Annotated in this window: 15 protein-coding genes; 4 read left to right on the plus strand and 11 right to left on the minus strand. The window is 48.7% G+C overall.

The window, feature by feature from the left end; all coding sequences use genetic code 11:
• Window positions 1-5: 5 nt before the first annotated feature.
• From JJB97_RS07085 to JJB97_RS07105, 5 genes are all read right to left on the minus strand, one after another.
• Window positions 6-551, minus strand: coding sequence for a fimbrial protein (locus JJB97_RS07085; protein WP_238713314.1), 546 nt, complete (start codon window positions 549-551; stop codon window positions 6-8).
• A 23-nt stretch (window positions 552-574) separates the two neighbouring features.
• Complete coding sequence (locus JJB97_RS07090) at window positions 575-1,636, minus strand: fimbrial protein (protein ID WP_238713315.1); 1,062 nt, start codon at window positions 1,634-1,636, stop codon at window positions 575-577.
• A gap of 204 nt (window positions 1,637-1,840) precedes the next feature.
• Window positions 1,841-2,524, minus strand: a complete 684-nt coding sequence (locus JJB97_RS07095; protein WP_451923536.1) for a fimbrial biogenesis chaperone — start codon at window positions 2,522-2,524, stop codon at window positions 1,841-1,843.
• Window positions 2,525-2,616: 92 nt separating this feature from the next.
• Entirely contained in the window at window positions 2,617-5,088 is a 2,472-nt protein-coding gene (locus JJB97_RS07100; RefSeq protein ID WP_238713317.1) for a fimbria/pilus outer membrane usher protein, read from the minus strand.
• A gap of 685 nt (window positions 5,089-5,773) precedes the next feature.
• Complete coding sequence (locus tag JJB97_RS07105; protein ID WP_238713318.1) at window positions 5,774-6,310, minus strand: fimbrial protein; 537 nt, start codon at window positions 6,308-6,310, stop codon at window positions 5,774-5,776.
• 807 nt (window positions 6,311-7,117) lie between these two features.
• Here JJB97_RS07105 and JJB97_RS07110 point away from each other — a divergent pair.
• On the plus strand, window positions 7,118-7,450 hold the full coding sequence (locus tag JJB97_RS07110) for a hypothetical protein (protein ID WP_238713319.1): 333 nt from the start codon (window positions 7,118-7,120) through the stop codon (window positions 7,448-7,450).
• A 25-nt stretch (window positions 7,451-7,475) separates the two neighbouring features.
• Here JJB97_RS07110 and JJB97_RS07115 read toward each other — a convergent pair whose 3' ends face one another.
• From JJB97_RS07115 to JJB97_RS07130, 4 genes are read right to left on the minus strand one after another with little or no spacing between them, the layout of a single operon-like run.
• On the minus strand, window positions 7,476-9,611 hold the full coding sequence (locus JJB97_RS07115; RefSeq protein WP_238713320.1) for a peptidase domain-containing ABC transporter: 2,136 nt from the start codon (window positions 9,609-9,611) through the stop codon (window positions 7,476-7,478).
• A 26-nt stretch (window positions 9,612-9,637) separates the two neighbouring features.
• Window positions 9,638-10,897: an HlyD family secretion protein gene (locus JJB97_RS07120; protein ID WP_238713321.1), complete on the minus strand. Its 1,260-nt coding sequence runs from the start codon at window positions 10,895-10,897 to the stop codon at window positions 9,638-9,640.
• Window positions 10,898-10,914: 17 nt separating this feature from the next.
• On the minus strand, window positions 10,915-12,246 hold the full coding sequence (locus JJB97_RS07125) for a TolC family outer membrane protein (RefSeq protein ID WP_238713322.1): 1,332 nt from the start codon (window positions 12,244-12,246) through the stop codon (window positions 10,915-10,917).
• Window positions 12,247-12,250: 4 nt separating this feature from the next.
• Window positions 12,251-12,913: a LuxR C-terminal-related transcriptional regulator gene (locus tag JJB97_RS07130; protein WP_238713323.1), complete on the minus strand. Its 663-nt coding sequence runs from the start codon at window positions 12,911-12,913 to the stop codon at window positions 12,251-12,253.
• A gap of 458 nt (window positions 12,914-13,371) precedes the next feature.
• On the opposite strand from JJB97_RS07130, the gene JJB97_RS07135 reads away from it, so the two are divergent.
• Window positions 13,372-17,001, plus strand: coding sequence for an autotransporter outer membrane beta-barrel domain-containing protein (locus JJB97_RS07135; protein ID WP_238713325.1), 3,630 nt, complete (start codon window positions 13,372-13,374; stop codon window positions 16,999-17,001).
• 697 nt (window positions 17,002-17,698) lie between these two features.
• Complete coding sequence (locus JJB97_RS07140; protein WP_238713327.1) at window positions 17,699-18,322, plus strand: LuxR C-terminal-related transcriptional regulator; 624 nt, start codon at window positions 17,699-17,701, stop codon at window positions 18,320-18,322.
• 104 nt (window positions 18,323-18,426) lie between these two features.
• Here the strand turns inward: JJB97_RS07140 and JJB97_RS07145 are convergent, their stop codons facing one another.
• Together JJB97_RS07145 and JJB97_RS07150 are read right to left on the minus strand one after the other, a co-directional pair.
• Window positions 18,427-19,326 carry an ABC transporter ATP-binding protein gene (locus JJB97_RS07145; protein ID WP_238713328.1) on the minus strand — a complete coding sequence of 300 codons (900 nt, stop codon included), beginning with the start codon at window positions 19,324-19,326 and terminating at the stop codon, window positions 18,427-18,429.
• Window positions 19,327-19,369: 43 nt separating this feature from the next.
• Window positions 19,370-19,894, minus strand: a complete 525-nt coding sequence (locus JJB97_RS07150; RefSeq protein WP_238713329.1) for a winged helix-turn-helix domain-containing protein — start codon at window positions 19,892-19,894, stop codon at window positions 19,370-19,372.
• Between the two features lie 731 nt (window positions 19,895-20,625).
• Here JJB97_RS07150 and JJB97_RS07155 point away from each other — a divergent pair.
• Window positions 20,626-21,270 (plus strand): helix-turn-helix transcriptional regulator, encoded by a 645-nt coding sequence (locus JJB97_RS07155; protein WP_238713330.1) that lies wholly within the window; start codon window positions 20,626-20,628, stop codon window positions 21,268-21,270.
• Window positions 21,271-21,435 lie beyond the last annotated feature (165 nt).

Below are 21,435 nucleotides of genomic sequence, written 5' to 3' on the forward strand. Positions count from 1 at the left end.
GTTACTTACTGATAGTTCAGCGTATAGTTTGCCGTTGACGTAAACGAACCGGTTGTCAGCGTTTTATTAGCAAGCGCCTGCGGCTCTGCTTCTACATATGCCTGGAACGTCAGATCCAGCGTAGTCGCGTTAATCTGCTTAGCAGCGGTCGGCACGCTCAACTTAATCTCCGTGCCGTCAACTTCCTGCAGGCCGATACCAATACCGGTAACGTTGTCCGGGTTCGGTTTAACCGCCAGATGATCGGGCAGGTTCGGGTTCGGATCGCCGCTGAACGTTACGGTAACGGCGCCTGATATAGCCGGCGTACAGTCAACCAGGTGAATCGTGAATTGCTTCGGCGCGGTTTTCTTATTGCTATACAGATCGCGAATGCCGATCGTACCGAAATCTACCGTCAGATGCTCATCGCCCGCCTGAATCAGGCAGGGTAAACCAACAACTGTCCCTGTAAAGGTTACATCACCTCCCTGAAGCTCGCCTGCTGCCCAAACCGGGGCAGAAAGCGGAAGTGCGGCAACCAAAGCTAAACTCATCATCCTTAAACGCATAGTTCCTCCTGGGGAAATTAGGGCTATTGAAACTGGGCTATCACAGTGGCAGAGGCGTTAAAATCCCCTTCCGGTATCATCGTGCCTGCTTTTGCAATGGGTGCGGCAGTAAGGTTCCATTCCCCACGGTTTTCATCAAAACCGGGTATGTCATAGAACGTATTCGGTACAACGGTATTGCCAGACCTGTCTTTTAATACAATGCCAAGGTTGCTGCGATCCACGCGGCCAGTCGTGCCTAAATAGTCACGGTTAAAGCTGGCGGGATTCGCCTGCTGGATACCAAGCTTGATGGCAAGGTTACCCGTCGCAAAGCTTCCTCCCTGGCACTGCACTTTGATAGGTACATTTTGGGCGTAGTTAACGCCGTTGAGCTTGGTAGAAGAGTTTCCTACTTCGCCAAAATCAACGTTAATCGGCTGCCCATCATTGATAACGCATTTATCCGGTACCGTTATAATCGCAGACTGAATCGTCACGGTTGCCAGCGGGGTCGATCCCATCGTCCCAGGCCCAAGGCGGCCATACAGGCGCGCAACTTCGGTTCCCACAAGCGTAATACCGTTGATAATTTTCTTTTTAAGCTTAAAGGTCACATTGCCTTTACTACCGGAGTTAAAGACGTTGAGCAGAATATTGCTGGCCGCCCCGGGCACGCAGTAGTTCTGCATTAAGTTATTGGAAACAGGCCCAAAAGGAACCGCAAGCTCGCCATTATTCGAACCAACAATATGGATGGTGATTTTGACATCCATATACTCATTGAGCGACAGATAGCCCGGATTCAACGGCGAAGGCGGAAGCGATGCCGTGCTCAAATAGTACACAGGTTGCGCATTGTATTGCGTTGTACAATAGGCCTCGGCTTTATAGTTTTGGTTAAGATCAAAACTCTGGGTCACCTGCCCACCCGGACTATTATCAGTAATATCCTGATTAGACAGGCTAATCAGGTAATTCGTGTTATATCCGCTGACCGGTGTTAACTCACCGTCAACCTTTGCCCATGCCCCCAGCGGGAGCATAGACAGAGCGAACACGCAGATAGCGTGGCTGTTGCGACGAATAACGTTTAATAACGCCATTACATATACTCCAGTTTGATACGTCCCCGCCTGTGATCGCACCAGCGGCAACGAACCTGTCCGTAGGTTCCAGCGTGCATTTGAATATCAACGCCGCCAACATATTTACCCGTTAAGGCAGGCGTAAAAGCTCACTATCGCACTGCCGGACTCGTTCATATCCTTGCGAACACACCACAGGCTCACCGGCCTGCGCTACGCACGTTACGCCTGCGGCAATGCCTTACAGGTATTTCCCGAACAGCGATACGTCAGCTCCGGATGGCCGCCGTAGTCATTCACAAACATCATTTTGAATTCATTCACGCTGCTGTCTGAAATACGGAAATCCAGGCTGGATTTAGGCGCGATCATCACGCCCGGAAAGTCCGTCAGTTTTTTCCCGGACATGTTTGTCAGACCAAGGATCGTAATGTAGTAAGGCGTAGGGTTTTGCGCCGTTACGCTTGAACCGCGCTTTTCAAATACCACCTGATCCTGCCATACGGCGCTGCGGCTTTTTGGTATGACCGCGAGCGGGCGATAAAACAGCTTGATCCGCGTCTGCATGGCAAGCTGAAGTACGTTAGGCTTATCTGCCTTCGGCGGTATTTCGCGTACGTTGAGATAGAAAATGCTCTCTCTGTCTGACGGCAGCGAAGCAATACCGCTCGTTTTAGTGACGCGGGCAATCCCTTTCTGGCCGCCGTCAATGCGTTGCAACGGCGGCAAAATCACCAGCGGCGAAGTGATCTTTTTCCCACTGCTGTCTTCAACCCACGACTGCGCCAGGAACGGCACATCCGGCGTCGTATTTGTCAGATTCACACTCGCTGAAGTATCTTTTTCAGTAATGATAAGACGGGTACGATCCAGCGCGATCCCTGCATGTGCGTAGCCGGATAACATACTAAAAACGAATGCTGCAATCCCACAGCGTTGGATGTTTCTTATACTCATTTTGTTTTTTACTCCTGTGATATATCGCTGTTCATCCGTATTTAGCGACACGGCAACAGTATTGTTGACGAATCGGTAATGGTTGCCGGCATGGTAATTTCACACTGATTCTTACCGCCCCAGTTAACCTTCAACGTTTCGTTCGGATTTACCCCAGCAAGCCAGGCTTTACCCTCTTCCAGCACCATAGCGACGCTTACGCCGTCTTTGTTATAGACTTCCGCGCCAAACGGCGGCGTGCTGTGATCGGCCAGGCGAAGAGTCGCCATCAGCTTGTTGCCTTTCGACATGCCGAAGACCTGATAGCCGATCGCCCCTTCCGTCAATACCGAGGTATTGATGGCTTTTGACGCTTCTATGTTGCTGTCCATAGCATCTACATCCACACGCGTATCGAAGCTGTTATAGCTCACGATGTCCGGCACAACGGCAATACCAAAGCTGTTGGTTCTGGCCATACCCCTGTTCAGCGGAACGCCGCCAATGCCGCTGGTATCAACCATCATGCGCGCGGTATCCGCCGTGGCGCCGCTGTTATGCAGCGCAGCGCCGTGACGCGTCGCCGTCAGGCCGCCGCGCAGCGTACCGCTGACGGCAATATAGTCGTCATATTGATAGCTTGCGGTAGTATTGATTTCCGCCAACTGCGAGCGATGCATATAGTATCCGTCAAAGCTGGCGCGACCGTCCTGGTTGGTACCGGCGCGCACGCGCCACAGGTTGTTGTAATCGCTGTTATCGGTATACGAAGCCATCGGGCTAACTTTGCTGTTATTGGTCTGTATATCCAGACCGGCCCATTTGCTGTCGCCCACCGGAATAGAGAGGGAAAACGCGATTGAATCATCGTTTTTACCGTTGTATTCAGAGCGATATGCCGACAGGTTGGCGGTGATGCCGCGTACATTGCCAATATTAAAGCTGCGCCCAACGGACATGCCGTAACGATCCTGGCTGCCTCTGTTCCAGTAGTTCTGGTGGGTATAGGTCAGGAACAATGTCGTTGCCATGCGCGGATCGTCAGCCCAGAAAGTCTTACTCCCCGTGATGGTGTACATCTCTTTTTCACGGCCGAGATTGTCATAGCCGCCGTAGCGCTCGTCGAGGTACTGCGACAGCGTACGGAAGTCTCTTTCCGAGAAGCGATAGCCTGCGAAGGTGATGGAACTGTCGAACTCATCAAACGTTTTCGCATAGCTCAGCTTGTAAGAAGTACCCCAGATGCGGTTTTCATCGGGCTGTTCGCTCCAGGATTCAGTCGCGTCAAAGGAGAGCGCGCCGAACACGTTCAGGTCACGACCGATACCGGCGGTAATTGCGGTATAGGCTTTACCCGCCGTCATCAATCCGCCATACACCGACCAGGCATTACTGATACCCCAGGAGAAATCACCGGCAACAAAACCCGGCCCCTTGATACGGTGGTTATAGCGAGAGGGCGCGCCGCCTGCGACGTTATAGCGCACATAGCCAGGTCGCGTCAGATAAGGAATATTTGCCGTGGTGACCTGGAAGGTCGATACCGAACCGTCCTGCTCTTCGACGCGTACGTCAAGCGTACCGCGGATAGCGTTACGCAAGTCCTGAATATTGAAAGGCCCCGCGGCTACCGTTGTTTCATAAATGACGCGCCCGCTCTGGCTCACGGTCACTTTGGCGTTAGTGCGGGCAACGCCGTGGATTTCAGGCGCATAACCCTGCAGGCTAGGCGGCAACATACGTTCATCGCTTTCGAGGTTGATCCCGGTAAAGCGAACCGTATCAAACACGCGAGAGTTAAGATAAATTTCACCCAACGTCAGTTTCGCCGCCATCGTTGGCAACGGACGATAGGCATAGAACTGGTTCCAGGTAAAATTCGATTTATGCTCTTTATTATCGTAGTTAGCCTGGTAATCCGCACGCATACGCCAGCCGCCAACGTTAAAACCCGTCTGGCCGTAACCGGACAGAGAGTCGTAATCGCCTTCGCCTTTGAATCGATGGGTTAGCTGCCCGGTCACGCTGTAGTCAAAAATAACGCCTGCAATACCGCTATCCCAGCGCTCGGGCGGCGTCCAGTCCGGATCGTTATATTTCATCCACGCCTGCGGCACCGCCAGGTTCAACGCACCTGCGGTGTTTGTCACTTTGGCGCCAGGTATACTGTCAATGGAGTAACAGTTTTGATAAACCTCTGTGACTTTGGCGCGAATCTCATCTTTTAACGCCAGTTTATCGAGAAGATCCTGAGTGATACATGCCCGGCTACTCTTACCATCGGCAGTCGCGTCATAGTGTATTTTTGACTGCCCGATGGCTTTTCCATTGATAGTTATATCAAGCAGATAATCACCGGGAGCAATATAGTTATCCGTGGCAAATCGGGACAAATCGACATGGCTACGATCTGCAGCATCCAGCACATCGGTATTAAATTCGACGCTATCCTCTGCCAGCGCAAGTGGAGCATGGCAGAAAACAATTACCTGAACGGCAATTATTTTTAACTTAGTTTTTAATTTTACCGTCATGATTATTCATCCCGAATCAATCACCGGAATACGCGAAGCATCCCGCTACGTATATATTTTTAGTTGTAATCCACGAAAAAAACGGGCCCTGCATAAAACCAACCGGCCTGCACTTTTCCTGGCTCAGCACCTGTAAAGCGATAAACCGTGATACATCCTTCTCACTGCTCAACGCATAACCCGATGAGCCCTGGTATTTATTAACCACTCAATTTTTATCATATAAAAGCAACGCCCCTTTTTGCATAAACGCCTGCCAGTAACGCAAAACGTTCTGTACAGCAGCTTTCAACTACGGGCAATAAACCCATTGCTGTATGAGGGTACTAAGTCAACCCATCGTCATTCAGGGGTAAGCGTCTGTTTAAGCACATCAGAAAAGAACGCATAAGCATGCCTTTTCCATCTTTTCTGTTACTAACAAACGCGTCGTCAAATTTAACTTACTGCATCCCGACTAAAGACCGCCCATGTAACAAACGGCTTCGACGAGACACTCCAGTCCATTTCTGTCACTTTCAGTACAGAAAGACCGGATACGTGAATATGTCAGGAAAAAAGCTGGGGAGGATAAATAAAGCAAACCGACTGCTTTAATTTCTTATTAATACCCACAATCCTTGTTCCTACTTTCTTACTTCCTGTAGTGCGGGGGGAGACCCCCGCACAAATCACTTCTAATCGATTACTGGTAAGCGATAGAGAAGTTGATCGTAGACTGGAAGGTACCAGCGGTCGGCGTAGCCGATGCGCTGTCAGCCTGAACGTAAGCTACGAACGGGATAGTGGTCTGGTCTTTAACGATCTGAACCGGAGTAGTTTCCTGGCCCCAGACAACGTCCTGGTTACCGCTGTCACGCAGACCGATACCGGCGCCAGTAGCAGTACCAGAAGTGAACGCAGCCAGAGCGTCGTTAGCCGGATCGATGCTGGTCGGGGTGTAAGTTACAACCGCGCTGCTGGCAACTGTCGGATCGCAATACTGCAGTACGATGTTCTTCTGAACGTTACCCGCACGAGCGTTGTCCGCCAGAGCATGAATCGGCAGCTGACCGAAATCAACGGTTACCGGGCTTGATTCCGGAGCCAGACCGCAAGGCGTGGTTACCAGCTCACCCTGCAACTGGATTTCACCGGTAGTGGTATCGCCGGCAGCCAGTGCAGACACAGAACCCAGGGCAGCAGTAAGCGCCACAGCCATAGCTACTTTATTCAGTTTCATAAAAATTCCTGCGTATTAAACTAATATCCTAAGAAATAAAGAGCGATCAAGCCGGCATAACACAATCCATGCGGCATGTCAGAAGCCCTCTGTTTTACATCAACAGAGTCTGGCTTAATAAATAGCGGGCACCTGTACCGCTATTATTACCCACTCCGTTGAGCGAACAAAATGCTACCAAACCACTCATTTTGTTAAAAGAGCCGCATGTTAAGATAATTAAATACGAGTTAAAAACTTGCAAACGGCAAATCTGTGAAATTTTAATCTCGCAGATTAGTTGGAAAATTCCTACAGATCCCATTTTACCTCGTGGGCTTGACTCTGAAAATAACAAAACATGGCATTAAGCACATGCTAACGAGAATTATCGAAAATAAACAGAATTTTCTTATGCCCACAAACTTCTCTTCAGGTAACCCGTTTTCTTTCATCCCGCTTACTGGCACTGTTAACAATAAAATAGAAATAAAGACAAACTGCGGATAATAAGCGATAACATCAGCATAATATGCTTATAAATGGCGTTGAAAACCGGGAAACATTACATGAAATGCTATTAATAAGATAAGTCTGGAATGAGGAATACAGATAATTCTAACTTATTAAGAAAGTATTCTTATAAACAATATTGAGCATTATAAATATATGTTTACGCCAGACGACGTTAAATGCTTATCGCGGACTAATAAAGAAGGCTGTTTAGTTTTCTCTGCCACGCCAGAGAAATTCACCCGGCGCAGCGCGCCCGGCAACACATCCGTAGACCACAATGGAGCATGCCTTTAAGTACGTTATCGGCCATCTGTGCGTAAACTTTATTATGAGACGCGTAGAACGCCTCACGCAGGCATACCAACGCTGCCCCTGTGTTTTAGCTGGAAAGCAAAAGAAGCCGCAGTTTGTTGTTCACTGCGCCTGCCGCGCAATGTGTTCCCGCCAGTAATAAAAAAAGCAGCCTCCTTGCGGAGCGCTGCTCAGATTGTTGACAAAGAAGGAGAAAACGGGGTTTTTCCTTCTTTGTGGTTAGCAGAAGAAAATCAATGCATTGATTTTCCTTATTTTTTATTGCATTTCATCCAACTTGTCTACGACTGGATGGAGTTTGTCAGCAGCCTCCTTGCGGAGCGCTGCTGTTAGCAAATGCAGACAAGTACGCCTGTGACTACTGCGTTTGTTGCTCAAACAACGCGTGCGAAAGCTCCTGTACGCCGTGCTTATTCAATAAAATAATGCGGTCTGCGCTGCGTATCGTTTCCGGACGGTGGGCAATAATAATACGGGTAATCGCCATTTCTCTGATGGCTGAGTTAATCGCGCTCTCACGCGTAACATCCAGATGGCTGGTGGCCTCGTCAAGTATAAGGATATCAGGCTGGCGATACAGCGCTCGCGCCAGCAGCACACGCTGCATCTGGCCGCCGGAAAGCGACGATCCCATATCGCCGACCAGGCTGTTATACCCCATCGGCATCAGCATGATATCTTCATGAATCTGCGCCAGCTTCGCCGCCCTTTCCACCTTATCCTGATCGTAAGTAGCGTCGAAAAAAGAAATGTTGTCAGCAATAGAGCCAGCAAACAGAATATCATCCTGCATAACGCTGCCGATGTGGTCCCGATACCACGTCATGCCCAGTTTGCGAATATCATGTCCATTGACTTCAATCGTCCCTTTTTCTGGCTTTAACAGGCCAAGCAGCAGTTTCACAAGCGTTGATTTTCCCTGCCCGGAAGGGCCGATAATCGCCACCGATTCGCCCGCATGAATAGACAGCGTACAGTTTTCAAATACCCACGGTTCGGTCACGGCATAGCGGAATGAGAGGTTATTAATCTCCACAGCAAGCGCGCCCTGATGCGTTGGCAGCGCCACCGCGTTATCCATATCGCCTTCCCGGTCCATCAATACAATATCGGCTAAACGTTCGCCGTGCAGACGCAACATCCAGAATTCGATGATGGCGTTAATCAGGCCGGTCGCACGGCTGAGAAACTGATCGGCAAAGCTGGAGAACGCAATCAGCATCCCCCCGGTGAAATTGCCGTCCAGCACTTCCAGCGCCGCCATCCAGATAAGCACAATGCGGCCAATGCCGGAAATGGTGCCCTGGAGCGTGCTGAAACCTATCGACAAACGCTGAATATGAACGCCTTTATTTGTCGCCTCAACCAGTTCGTTCGCATAAGAAGAAACGCGCATCTCCTGCTTATTATTAAGCTTTACCGCCTGCACCCCGCGAATTGATTCCAGCAGTTGCGACTGGGCGCGGGCGCTGGCGATCAGTTGATCCTCGTTGGCCTGGCGGAACGGGCGGAATGACACCCAGCGGATAATGATATAAAGCAACAGCAGCCCGATCACAACGAAGGTCAGTTTCACGTTGTAGGCAAACAGCACAAACAGCGTCACGATCGCCATGACTCCGTCCAGAACAGAGGAGATAAACCGGCTGGTTAACGTATTCTGAATAGTATTAATGGAGCCGAAACGCGAAACAATATCGCCAACGTGGCGTTCCTCAAACCAGGACATCGGCAGGCCGAGCAGATGCGAGCAAACGTTGGCAGACCACTGCACGCTCAGCATGCTGGAAAACCACGTCGTCACCCAGCTACGAATCGCGGAAATTATGTTCTGCAACAATACGACGACAATAAATGCCGTCCCCAGCAGCGTCAGCAAATTATTATCGGCTGACGGCAACACCTGATCCATTACCCACTGGGTATAAAACGGCGCCAGCAGGCCAAACAGCTCCAGGCCAACGGACAAAATCATAACCTGAGCGAAAGCTGAACGGATACCGGTAACGTTGCCGATAAGCTTGAACATCGAGAAGGATTCTTTTTCCTCTTTTTTCTCGAAGGTCGCTGCGGGCATCAGCTCCAGCGCAACGCCGGTAAAAGAGGTGGAAACTTCATCAAGCGGCACTTCGCGGCGGCCACGCGCCGGATCGTGAATCGTGATTTTCTTTTTCGAAACGCTTTTCAGTACGACAAAGTGATTCATATCCCAGTGCAGGATGCACGGCATACGTAGCTTATGTAGCTCGTCAATATCAAGGCGCAGCGCGCGCGTCGACATGCCAAGCTGCTGAGACACCAGCATAACATCACCGAGCGTCGCCCCTTTTAACGACGTGGAGAAACGGCGGCGCAGCGTTATCATATCGATCTTATGACCGAAGTAGTTGGCTATCATACCAACGCAGGTAAGGCCGCACTCCGCCGCCTGGGTCTGCTGAATAACCGGTAGCTTCTTACGCCAGGAAAAATTTAACTTATCTAATAAATTCATTGGGATAACCTTTTTTCTTATCGTTCTCAGGAAGACGTGCTGCGTGCAAGCGCGTAAAGCGGCTCAAGTACCCATTCATAAAGACGGCGCTTGTCGATAAGAAAGTCTGCCTCTACTGCGCTACCCGGCTGAAGCCGCACGGGTTTTCCATAAGCTTTAATAAACTGGTTATCCAGCTTCACTTTCACCAGGTAGTGTTGCTCCTGCACCTGGTTATTGCCGGTAATTTGCGCGACCTCCTGTGGAGAAAGCGCCACGCGCGATACCTCAACCACTTTGCCAAGCTGTTGGCCAAACTTCTGCCACGGATAGGCCTGATAGCGCAGCACTACACGCTGCCCGGCCTGAATAAAGCCAATCGCACGGCTACTTACCATAATGCGCGCCTGAAGTTCGGTATTCTCAGGTAGCAGCGAGGCAACCGTTTGGCCATTCGCGACAATTTGTCCACGTTTTACGACCACCGATGCCACCGTTGCTTTTTGCGGCGCGTTTAGCACCACTGAACGGCGGGATTCATTTTCCATCAGATTTTGTTTCAGCTCGGCCAGACGCCTGTCGATATCGTTAGCTTTATTGATCACATTGATGGGTTGCTCACGAATTTGCTGCTGGGTCTGGGTGAGCTGCTGCTGAAGATCGATACGCTGACGCGCCACATCCTGCAACCGCGATTCCGCCTCCAGGCGCGCGGTTTCCTGCTCTTCCACCTGGCTGTTGGATGCGTATCCTTCTTTACGCATCATCTTATATTTATTGACCTTTTCCGCCGCCAGTTTCGTCTGTTGCATACGGCTGGCATAAATATCGCTCAGGCGGCGTAACTGCTGCTCCAGCAGCCTTTTTTTATCTTCCAGCCCTTTGCGGGTTTCTTCTGAAAGAATATAAAGATTGGCGCGCTCTTTAATCAGCATGTCGTGCTGTAATTCAAGCTGCTCGGCAATAGTTTCGCGCGTCTGGCCATATTTGGTCGCCACTTCGGAAGAGATAGTAATAAGCGGCGCGCCTTTCTCCACACTGTCGCCCTCGTTGATTGACAGTTCGGTAACCGTGCCGGGGTTTATCGCGACGATATCCATCACGCCCTCAACGGGGATGAGCGCGCCTGTCGCCGTTTCACGTTTGGTATAAGTGCCAAAAAAGAAGAAAACTAACGTTGCAACAGTAATAAGCCCAACCAGGCCAACAATGACCCATCGATAGGGCGGGCAATAGAGCGCCACGCTACCAATTGCTTTTGATTTATTCGCCTCAAGCGCTTCCTTGCGAAACAAAGATTCAGACATAACGATTTTCCTAAATATTACGGGCGAACAGGGCAGTTGAACCTGTTCAGATACGAATAATCGAGATCGCCCGACGTGGCTGCCAGCTTAATGCCGGAAACCACATATTCGTACTGCGCCTGGGCAAGATCGCTCAGGGACTTGAAATAATCTTTCTCAGCATTAAGCGCGTCGATAGTCGTACGCAGCCCCAGCTCACGCGCATACTTAGTGGATTCCATGCGACGTTTCGCGGAAACAATAGCCTTACGCTGGGCGCTCATTCTGGCCTCGCCCGAGCGTAAACCCGACCAGGCGCTTTCCAGATCCTGCATCGCCTGACGCTGCGCGTCGATAAGCCGCTCTCTTGACTGCTCTTTACGGTGCGACGCTTCAATGCTTTGTGAAACCTGACTGCCGCCAGCGAACAGCGGCATCGACACATTAACGCCTACGTTAGTGTTTCGGGTTTTGGATGTGGTGCCGAAATACTTATCCAGCTCATTGCCATTCTCTGCGCGGCTCCAGTTATTGCCATAGGACGCCTGCAGCGATACCACCGGCATATGCCGACCGGTAGCGGCAAGCGTATCGGCGCGGCTTTGTTCCAGCGAAAACTCTGCCGCACGCACATTGAGGTTTTGACGGGCAGTACGTTCTTTAAGCTGCAACAACTGCGGTAAATTGTGAGGAGCGATACAATCCATACCGCCTGGAGGAATACTATTGCCGGATAAACCGGTTAGCTTTTCAAAGCGAATACGCGCATCCTTAAGTTTGCTTTCAATGGTAATAACATCCGCCACGGCATTATCGTAATTCGCCTGCGCCTCATCCACTTCAAGGCGGGTCTGGTCGCCGATATCCAGCGCCTTTTGCGCGCCGCTTAATTGCTTCTGGTATGCCGAACGCGCTTTATCAGCGTTATCTAACAGCCGCGAAGTATAAATAACGGTAAACCAGGCATCGCTGACGTCGCTAATCAGCTTTTGCTGGGCAATCATATATTTTACTTCGGCTTCGTCCGCCATCGCATCGGCGCGGCGCCAGGTAGCATACTTTTCCAGATCGAACAGCGGTTGCGTAAGCGTTACCACATAATTGTGCCGCCTGACGCCCGCTGCATAAGTAGCCTTCGGTTGATCCTGGCGTGAATAGCCGCCGTTAAGCGTGACGACAGGTAAAAGCCCTGAAAACCCCTGCAGACGCTTTTGCTGCTCGGCATCTTTCAGGCTGCGCTCTGCCAGGATGCCCGCATCATATCGATCTGCGGCGATAACGGCTTCCTGCAACGTTAACGCGCTTACGCGCGTGGCGGTAAAAAAAAACACAGATGAAATCACTATTTTTGTTAGAAAATTAACCTTCATATCGTTATTTCAGCATCCCTGCAGTATGAATATATTTAATTAGTTCACTATTATTGGAAACATTAAGCTTCTTCATTGCGTTATGTTTTTGTGTGGCTACCGTACTTAAAGCTCTGCTTTTCCGCGCTGCAATTTCTGAAATAGAGTAACCTTGCGCAACTAAATATACGACTTCCCATTCCCGTGAAGACAGCGTATCCGCACGCTTTCTGGCTGCGCTCAGGCTGGCGCGAAGGTGGCTGGAGACAAACGGCGTTGCCTCTTTAGCACGCAAAATATAGTCAATAGCCTTATTCAGTTCAGAAATATCGTCATTCATACTTACCGCCGCTTCAAACTCCATTTCAACAATACGGCGCATAAGCCAGGGGTTATTATCCGCAACCAATAACCCCCGGCGAACATGATGTTCAAGGCATAATTGTTTGAATTTTTTATTTGCTGCGTGATCCCATGCCTTATTGCCATAAAGGTAATGAAATTCAGTCAATAACACATCAACCAGCCCCTGGGATATCCTCTCAAACAACGTATCCAGTGACGGAACCAGCGACAGCGCGATCTGGCGCCCTTTTATCCCCTTTTCAATATACTGGCAAAGGATTTTCTGAAATATATTTTCTTCGTAAAAAACTATCACATTCTGAGGACGTTTTATATCTTCCATTACATAATCGCCGTTAAAAATTGCCTTTGACAAATGTTTATTAAAAATTAAAAGTTCTTATTCAGCACTTCATATATTACTTTTTCCACACCATCCGCTCTCTTCCGTAAGCAGGGCGCAAAAAGTAGTCTAAATCGGCAAGCGCCTCAAAGTATTTTAGAATTTTTACTATCTCAAAACCAGCACCCCTTTCCAGGTAAATCCAAAAAATCCAGTCAAACGTTACAATTAAGAATGTTCTTCCGAAAAATCTTATTATCAAAATATAATCACCGTGAGCTATAATTTATAATGCAGCCTAACAAAAGAGGCTATGCTATACGTTATACTCTGTAAGGCTAAAAAAACCTTATACGCCACATAATAACCGGGCGTGATTGATTAATAACGCCAGATAACGAAGTACTGTGTGGCTATCACCTGACTTTTTACAATTAACTATGCTAAGGAATGCGTTTATGTCGTGGAGCCCTCGCATCCCCTTCCCGCATAACAAAGTGTTTGCGGGAATGTGTTTAATGGCTTTGCCTGCTGCGCCAGCTATGGCCGCAGGTTTTCTTGCCGGAACAAATGAAACAATTTCAGTCTCTAAATCCTATGCGGCTACAGGCGTGGGCGATGTGCCCCTTACAGCCTCCGGCGCAGGAGCGACTATTGAAACTACAGGAAATTTCCTAAATTTCAACAGTACAATGAATTCAACTTCGGTTGCCAGCGCGAAAGATGGCGGCGCGCTTATTATTAATAGCAATACCACGCTAACAGGAAGCGGCAGCACAGCGGATACCGTCGCGCTGAATAACGGTAATTTAACCGCCGCTGAAGAGGTAACGATTACCTCTTCAGGCGCCGGCTCCCGGGGCATTAACGCCGCAAATGGATCGCAGGTATCGCTTGACAGCAGTGACGTCAACGCATCCGGCTCCTCTGACGGCGCGGTTTCACTAGGCAACGGCAGCATGCTCAATGCCAACAAATCAAAAATTAACTCTTCCGATAAAGCGACGGGGCTTTTGCTTAAAGCCGACAGCACAGACGCCAAAGCAAGCGCAGTGCTGACAAAAACAAAAGTTGGCGCGCAAAACAACCATGCTATTAGCATCGTAAACGGCGACCTCCAGCTTATTGCAGGCTCCAGCGCCAACAGCTCCGGCGAGAATAGCAACGCGATTAATGCTGGCGCTGGCGCAACGGTCACCGTTAGCGACTCCAATATTTCAACGCAGGGCAACGGCGGCGAAGCTATTTTACTCACCGATGCCAGCAGCACGCTTACTGCGCAGGGTACCACTATCGTTACCAGCGGCGATAACGCCAATGCAATCAGGGCAAATGCCGGGGAGGTTAAACTAACAGGCGGAACCGTACAGACCCAGGGCTCCCAGTCTTACGGGCTTTTCTCCCAGGGCGCTTCGATTACTGGCGACAGCGATTTAGCCATTACCACCGATGGCGAAAACGGCGTTGGCGCCTATGCCTCTCGCGGCGGTAACATCACGCTTACCGATACAATCGTGACGACCGGTTCAGCGACAACCGCTGGCGGCATCGGCCTGATGGCGGCAACTGACGGCGCCATTAACGCAACAACGGTTACCGTAACAACAAACGGTAACAGCGCCGCAGCGGTTAACGCCCAGCAGGGCACAATCACCATCGCTGACAGCACCATCAATACCGTGGGCACCAACAGCGAAGGCCTGCTTTCACAGGCGGGCAGTATTGATGCAACTAAAGTTAATGTCACTACAACAGGCAATAATTCGGCCGCCGCCTCTGCCGCTTTAGGCTCTGTCAAGCTGACCGGCGGCATGCTGAACACCACCGGCACAAGCAGCGCGGGCATTTTCGCCCCCATTAGCGGCACAGTTGACGCCAGCGACGTTACCGTCACCACCAAAGGCGACGGTTCTTCCGCGGTTTCTGCAACTGCAAGCCCTACTATCACCCTGAAAGACAGCGAACTCAGCACGGCGGGCGCAGGCAGCCACGGTATTTTCGCTTCCGCAGGCTCTCAGGTTGATGCTAACAACGTAAACGCCACCACCGAAGGGGAAGGCAGCCATGCGTTGCTGGTTAACCAGGGTACTATCAGCCTGAATACAGGTTCCCTGACAACAAAGGGCAACGCCGCTGCAATTTTCGTTACCGGAAAAGATTTCTCGCAGCCAAACGCCGCTCAGAATGTTGCCATTAACAGCAGAGCCATACCGCAGGCGAGCGAAGTTAATCTGACTTCCGTTACCGTTGATTCCGCACAGGCAGCCGTGCAGAGCAAAGGCGGCATGCTGAACCTGAATACCACTGGCACAACGCTTAACAGCGCAACCGGCCTGGTGCTTGACGCGCATACTGACGACGCCGATCCGAGCGTGCTCAGCACAATCAACATAAAGGCCGACAGCAGCATACTTAACGGTTCTCTGGTTTCTGATAATACGCAGAATGCCACCCACGTAGCGCTCAGCAACGCCAGTAGCCTGAAAGGCTACGCGAAAGACATCACCTCCGTTACGCTTGACGACTCCAGTCGCTGGGACATGACCGAAAGTTCTAATGTGCAGTCGCTTACCAATAACGGCATTATTACTTTCAGCGAGCCGACCAACGGCGCTTACAAAACGCTGACCGTGAATGGCGACTACACCGGTAACGGCGGTACGCTCATCATGAACACGCTGTTAGGCGATGACAGCTCCCCGACCGACCAGCTTATTGTCACCGGCGATGTTAAAGAGGGTGATACCAAAGTCACCATCAATAACATGGGGGGTAAAGGGGCTTATACGGTTGAAGGCATCAAAGTTGTCGACGTAGGCGGGACTTCTTACGGTACCTTTACCAGCACAGGCCGTATTGTCGCAGGCGCCTATGACTATAACCTTGAAAAGCAAAATCAGAGCTGGTATCTGACAAACAAAGCGCCGGTTATCCCTGAGCCGGTGGAGCCGGACAATCCGGATAACCCGGACAACCCGGACAACCCGGATAACCCGAACAATCCGGATAACCCGGATAACCCGGATAACCCGAACAAACCGGATAACCCGGACAATTCAGGCGACAACGGTTCCGTCAATCCGCCAGTTATCCCTGTTCCAGACCCGGATAAGGGTATTTCTCAGATACGACCGGAATCAGGTTCCTACCTCGCCAACCAGCAGGCAGCGAACACCATGTTTGAACACCGCATGCAGGACCGCCTCGGTGAAGTCAGCTACGCGCGTACTGCAGAAGGCGCCCACGCCGATGGCGTATGGATGCGTCATGTCGCAAGCCATAACCGCTTTACCGACAGCAGCGGGCAGTTGAAAACGCAAACCAACCGTTATGTGCTTCAGCTAGGCGCAGACCTGGTTGAAGGGAGTACAGACGGCAGCGATCGCTGGCTTGTGGGCGTGATGGGCGGCTACGGAAACGCGCAGAGCAATACCCGCTCTAACTTAACGGGATACCGCTCATACGGCAAAGTAGAAGGTTACAGCGCCGGTATATACGCCACATGGCTACAGTCCGCACAGAACATGAACGGCGCCTATGTGGACACCTGGGTGCTGTACAACTGGTTCAACAATACGGTTAACGGAGAACAGTTAGCAAGCGAGCATTATCACTCCAAAGGCATTACGGCCTCTGTAGAAGCTGGTTATACACTCCCTTTAACACAGGGTGTTAACACAAGCAGTTTCCTGCAGCCTAAAGCTCAGTTAACCTGGATGGACGTGACGGCCAATAAGCATCATGAGCACAACGGCACCTGGGTAACAGACAACAAGGAAGGGATGCTCGCCAGCCGCCTTGGCGTGCGCGCTTATCTGAAAGGTCATAGCAGCCTGGATAACAATACGGGTCGTGACTTCCAGCCGTTTGTGGAAGCGAACTGGATCCATAACTTCAACGACTATAGCGTGAAGATGGACGATATCACTAACCATATCGCCGGTAATGAGAACATTGGTGAACTGAAAGTGGGCGTCGAGGGCAAACTCGCCACTGACTTCACGATGTGGGGCAACGTTGCTCAACAGCTTGGCGATGCAGGCTACTCTGATACCACGGTAATAGTAGGCGCACGCCTCAACTTCTGATAGGGGAAGTTAAAAGCGTCGTCTTTAACCCGCGCCGAAGCGATACGTACTAATCGCTTCGGCGCTTTTTTATCGGCACTATACGCCTGAGCGCTTCTGTTCTTTACTTATTGATTCGGTTATTCTTCCTACTTTTATTCCGCAGGTATAACAACGCCCCTGACGTATAAAATAAACCAGGAATATTATCCATAGTCATGAAAATTTAAACGTATACTGAAATGGGGATAATTTATTTCCTGTAATTAGCAGACAATATAATTACAAGCATACAATGGGATTGTTCTTATTAGTTGAAATTATTTTTGTATTATTTAATAGCTACGCTTCAAACGGCAATATTAATCCAAAGCAGTCAGAAGGCATACAATTTTATTCCCCCAATAAAAACCCACAAAAAAACCCAAATAAAAATATAATATCAGTTTTTTATACTAAATAAGCGCACAAGTTGGCGTAATAAGGAAATTACGTTATGATCGTTAACATTATAATTTAGAGCCAACAACAATCTCTGGCCCATGTTAAAAGCATTCTGCATAGCTCTCCAAAATTTAGCTTTTACTCCATATCCATTTTAAAAGCTATATTTCACTTTGATGATGAAACACACACACAAAAGAACAGTAAAGAGTGAAACAAAGAGAGAACTGTAGGAAAAATCATTAGCGCTTATCCCGAAAAAAGGAGTTCGCGAATGGAGCTTAAAAACATCATCAACGTTGGCATTGTAGATTCCTGCAAATTTACCGCAATGGGACTGGAACGCCTGATAAATAGTACTTCAAGTAAGACAATAGCTATAAAAACCCACAATTTCACCCACCTGGACGAGATATACAAGTGCGATATGCTCTTCGATATGATCATTTACGATCCACTGAACACAAGGAATTTTCTGGTTAATGTTGATATGGATATTAATATACTCAGAAAACGCCAGACGTTTGCTAAAATATATATCTACTCTACCGGTGTAGGTTTCATCAAAATGACCCACGTCGATGGCATGTTTAATAAGCTTATCTCACTGCCTGATTTAAAAGCGTTGTGGCAGATGGCAATGAATAAACTACTGGCTGGTTCAGGAGGGCTTAATGACAACTTCGCGTTCACCTGTAACCACCGAGCTTCCTGCCTGACTAATGAAGAAGTGAGCGTACTACGGGGTTATGCATGCAATCTGAAAACCAAACAGATCGCCAGCGTATTAGGATGCAGCGTAAAGCTAATCTATCTCTATAAAAAAAATGCGATATCCAAACTTGAGGCCAGCCGCGGCCCCGGTTTCTATCAACGTATCCGCTGTATACTTAACTAATTTCTGCGCCAATAATCGCAAAACGGGTAATGGAAGACACATTTTCTCTTATGCTCGCGGCTACGTAAACGTACCTTAACGGCAAAGCGCTTGCCGGCTCTGGCTTAACTGGACATCTGACCCGCAGTTACCGATGCCGCCAGTACAGAAGACACCTGCTCAACTTTGTAGCGCAGGGGCAACATTCTGATGTTGGAAAGCAGGCTATCACAGCATCTCCCCGTTACATACAGGGTATGCCTGAAGATAACGGTTTGCTCAACTTCCAGAAGGTCGCTGAACTGGTATTTAAGCTTTAACAGATCGGGGCCGCGAATGGCAAAAGTCGCCAGCCCAAGGGAATGCACGACTTCCTGCGCTGAGCCAGATGTCAGCAGCCTGCCATTATTCATTCTGACAAGATGATGGCAACGTTCGGCCTCATCGCTATAGTGAGTACTAACCAGGATCGTCATTTTTCCCGCGGCCAGGCGCTCCAGCCTCTCCCAGAATTCCCGACGCGCGCCCGTTGCTATACCTGCGGTAGGTTCATCGAGCATCAAAATAGCAGGGGAATGCAAAAGACTGGCTGCCAGCGATACCCGCAACTTCAGCGCCTTCGTCAGGTGCAAAACACACTCATCGCTCAGGTGCGTTAAATCCAGGGTATCAGTTAAACAATCAATCCGGCGCTGCGCATAAGGCACATTGCGTGCTTTCGCTAAAAACAGCAGGTTCTCTTTAACAGTAAGGTTGTCTGACAAGGAGATATTTTGCGACATATCGCTTGATATCTGCCTAATCTGCTCAGCTTCACGAAAAACATCAAACGAATAACACCGGCCCGCGCCGCTATCAGGACGCTCCAGACCGCTTATTACGCGCATTAATGTTGTCTTTCCGCTACCGTCCGGTCCAACAAAACCGGTTATCTTCCCTACAGAAACATCAAGAGATATATCCTTAAGTACCTGCCGGTTTCCAAAAAATTTACTGACGCCGCGCAACGCAATACTGTATTCCATTACAGCGTAATCCTCTAGTACGACTCCCCTTCATCCGGGTACTTTACTTATCAGCCAACCCGGTGCTTTGTGGCATATTAACGAATGACAGCAGACGAGAGAATACTTTTTTGATAAAAGAGCCATGAATATCGTTGCTATGTTTATGGAGCGGGCTTACCCTGGCCAGCGCCACAGCATCGCTTGCCTTTTTCTCTACCACTAACTGCTGGCTGCTATGTAGCGTATACCCCACGCCACGCGAATTCAGCAATACGTGATGAGGTTTTTCCTGGTCGAAAAAAAATCGGCGTAGCGTAAATATGACCTGACGAATACTGTTCTCAGTAACAAACTTATTTTTCCAGACCTCAGCCATAATTTCATCTTTCGATACAATGCGGCCCTGATGGTTTAAAAGCAACATCAGCATCTTTGACTCTGTGGCGCTAAGCTTTACCTCTGAGACAAACTTGCCAGCTTCGCTGACGCCATCAAATGTATAGGTTACAAGCGTCGTGAAACCATTTTCATGTGTGATAACAAACATGTGTTGACTATTAACTATTTGAAACACCTGCTTTTCCATAGATAAACTCCTTTTTACCAATTAAATTTCTTTTCTGGTAAACGCGCTTTGCAATATTTGCATTTTCAAAGACATATCTGTTAGCATAATCTTAATCTGCCAGTCGGCTTATCACAACGAACATTTTTGCGTTGATTACCCGTGTGAATAGCTCGGAAAGACTTAAAAATAACAAAGCAGCTTGCACTAAGATTTCACCTAACATCATGTTTTATCAATTCTTTCATTTAAGTAAATTACTAAATCCTGCACGATTTATCCCTGGCTGAAGCAATAATAATTTTTCTGGATTACTTGCTATAGCAAGCCGTAAGGCGTATCGCATACCGATCCCGGCTCAACGTTAAGCAATTATCTTAATAACTGACGCACAGGCCGTTACGGAGAGCAGTATGTCAAATTAGTCATCAGCAGTAAACGCTATGAAGAGCAAAAATTCAGAATATTATGCTAATCATAAAACATATAACAGGCAATAAATACAGAAATAACGGGGGACTAATCTTTTTCTTTTAGTATTACTAACAAAATAAGCAGTTATTAGATAACCCCTTAGATTTATGACATAAAAAAACGGGTTTTTAATATAAAAAACTCATGAAAAAAGTAAAAACTTCATTGAAAAATGGACGCCTGCTACCTTATAATTTGAAATTAAGCGAATTCAAGGCACCAGGACATGGGCAGTAGAGACTGACAGCCCATTCAAATTATTATCATGGAAAGATTATATGCAAACATTGCCCATTGCTATTATGCACCCTTACCCGTTGGTACTCGGTGCGCTTTCAACATTATTTAATGCTTCAGGTAAATTTCACGTTGCTCATATATGTCTGGATTATGAGCAATTGATTAGCGCAATTGGAATCAGCCAGGTCAATTTTGCGTTAATTGATATAGACTCACATATCCTTGATGAAAATGTGCAAAACATGATTCGGCGGCTGTTATTTATCAGACCCGGCATTAAAGTTGTGCTTTATTCCGATAAAATCCACAGCGACGCTATTGCCACCCTTAAGCGCACAGGCGTAGCAGCCCTAATCAGTAAAAAAGACATGCCTGAAGAAATGATCAGCGCCTGTGAGCAAATTTTACACGCTGATGAGTTCTATCTCTCCGGAAACATCAGAGAAATCGACTCACGTTCGCATGAAGTTTCGTTTGGCCTGTCCAGCAAAGAACTGGAAGTGCTCAAGTTTATTGTTTCGGGCTATACGCTGGTCGAGATCGCCGAGCTGAAAAATCGTTCCTTAAGCACTATTTCTACACATAAATACAATGCGATGCGCAAACTGGGCATTAACTCCAATACAGAATTGCTTAAGTTTGCCTATGAGCATAATTTTTTTCAGGGTGCATTAACTGAGTAACAAAAGTCATTTTTTCACTATCCGACGTTTTATCTTTTGACTTCACACGCACGGCGTTAATGCTGACACAGGCATAACCCCTTACCCGTTAACAGAACCAGAGTAGCACCCCTAGCGTCTCTCTGGTTTGGATTTGACCCTATATATCCAGACACCTTTTCTCTC

It is taken from the genome of Tenebrionibacter intestinalis, assembly GCF_016632365.1.
Lineage (GTDB): Bacteria > Pseudomonadota > Gammaproteobacteria > Enterobacterales > Enterobacteriaceae > Tenebrionibacter > Tenebrionibacter intestinalis.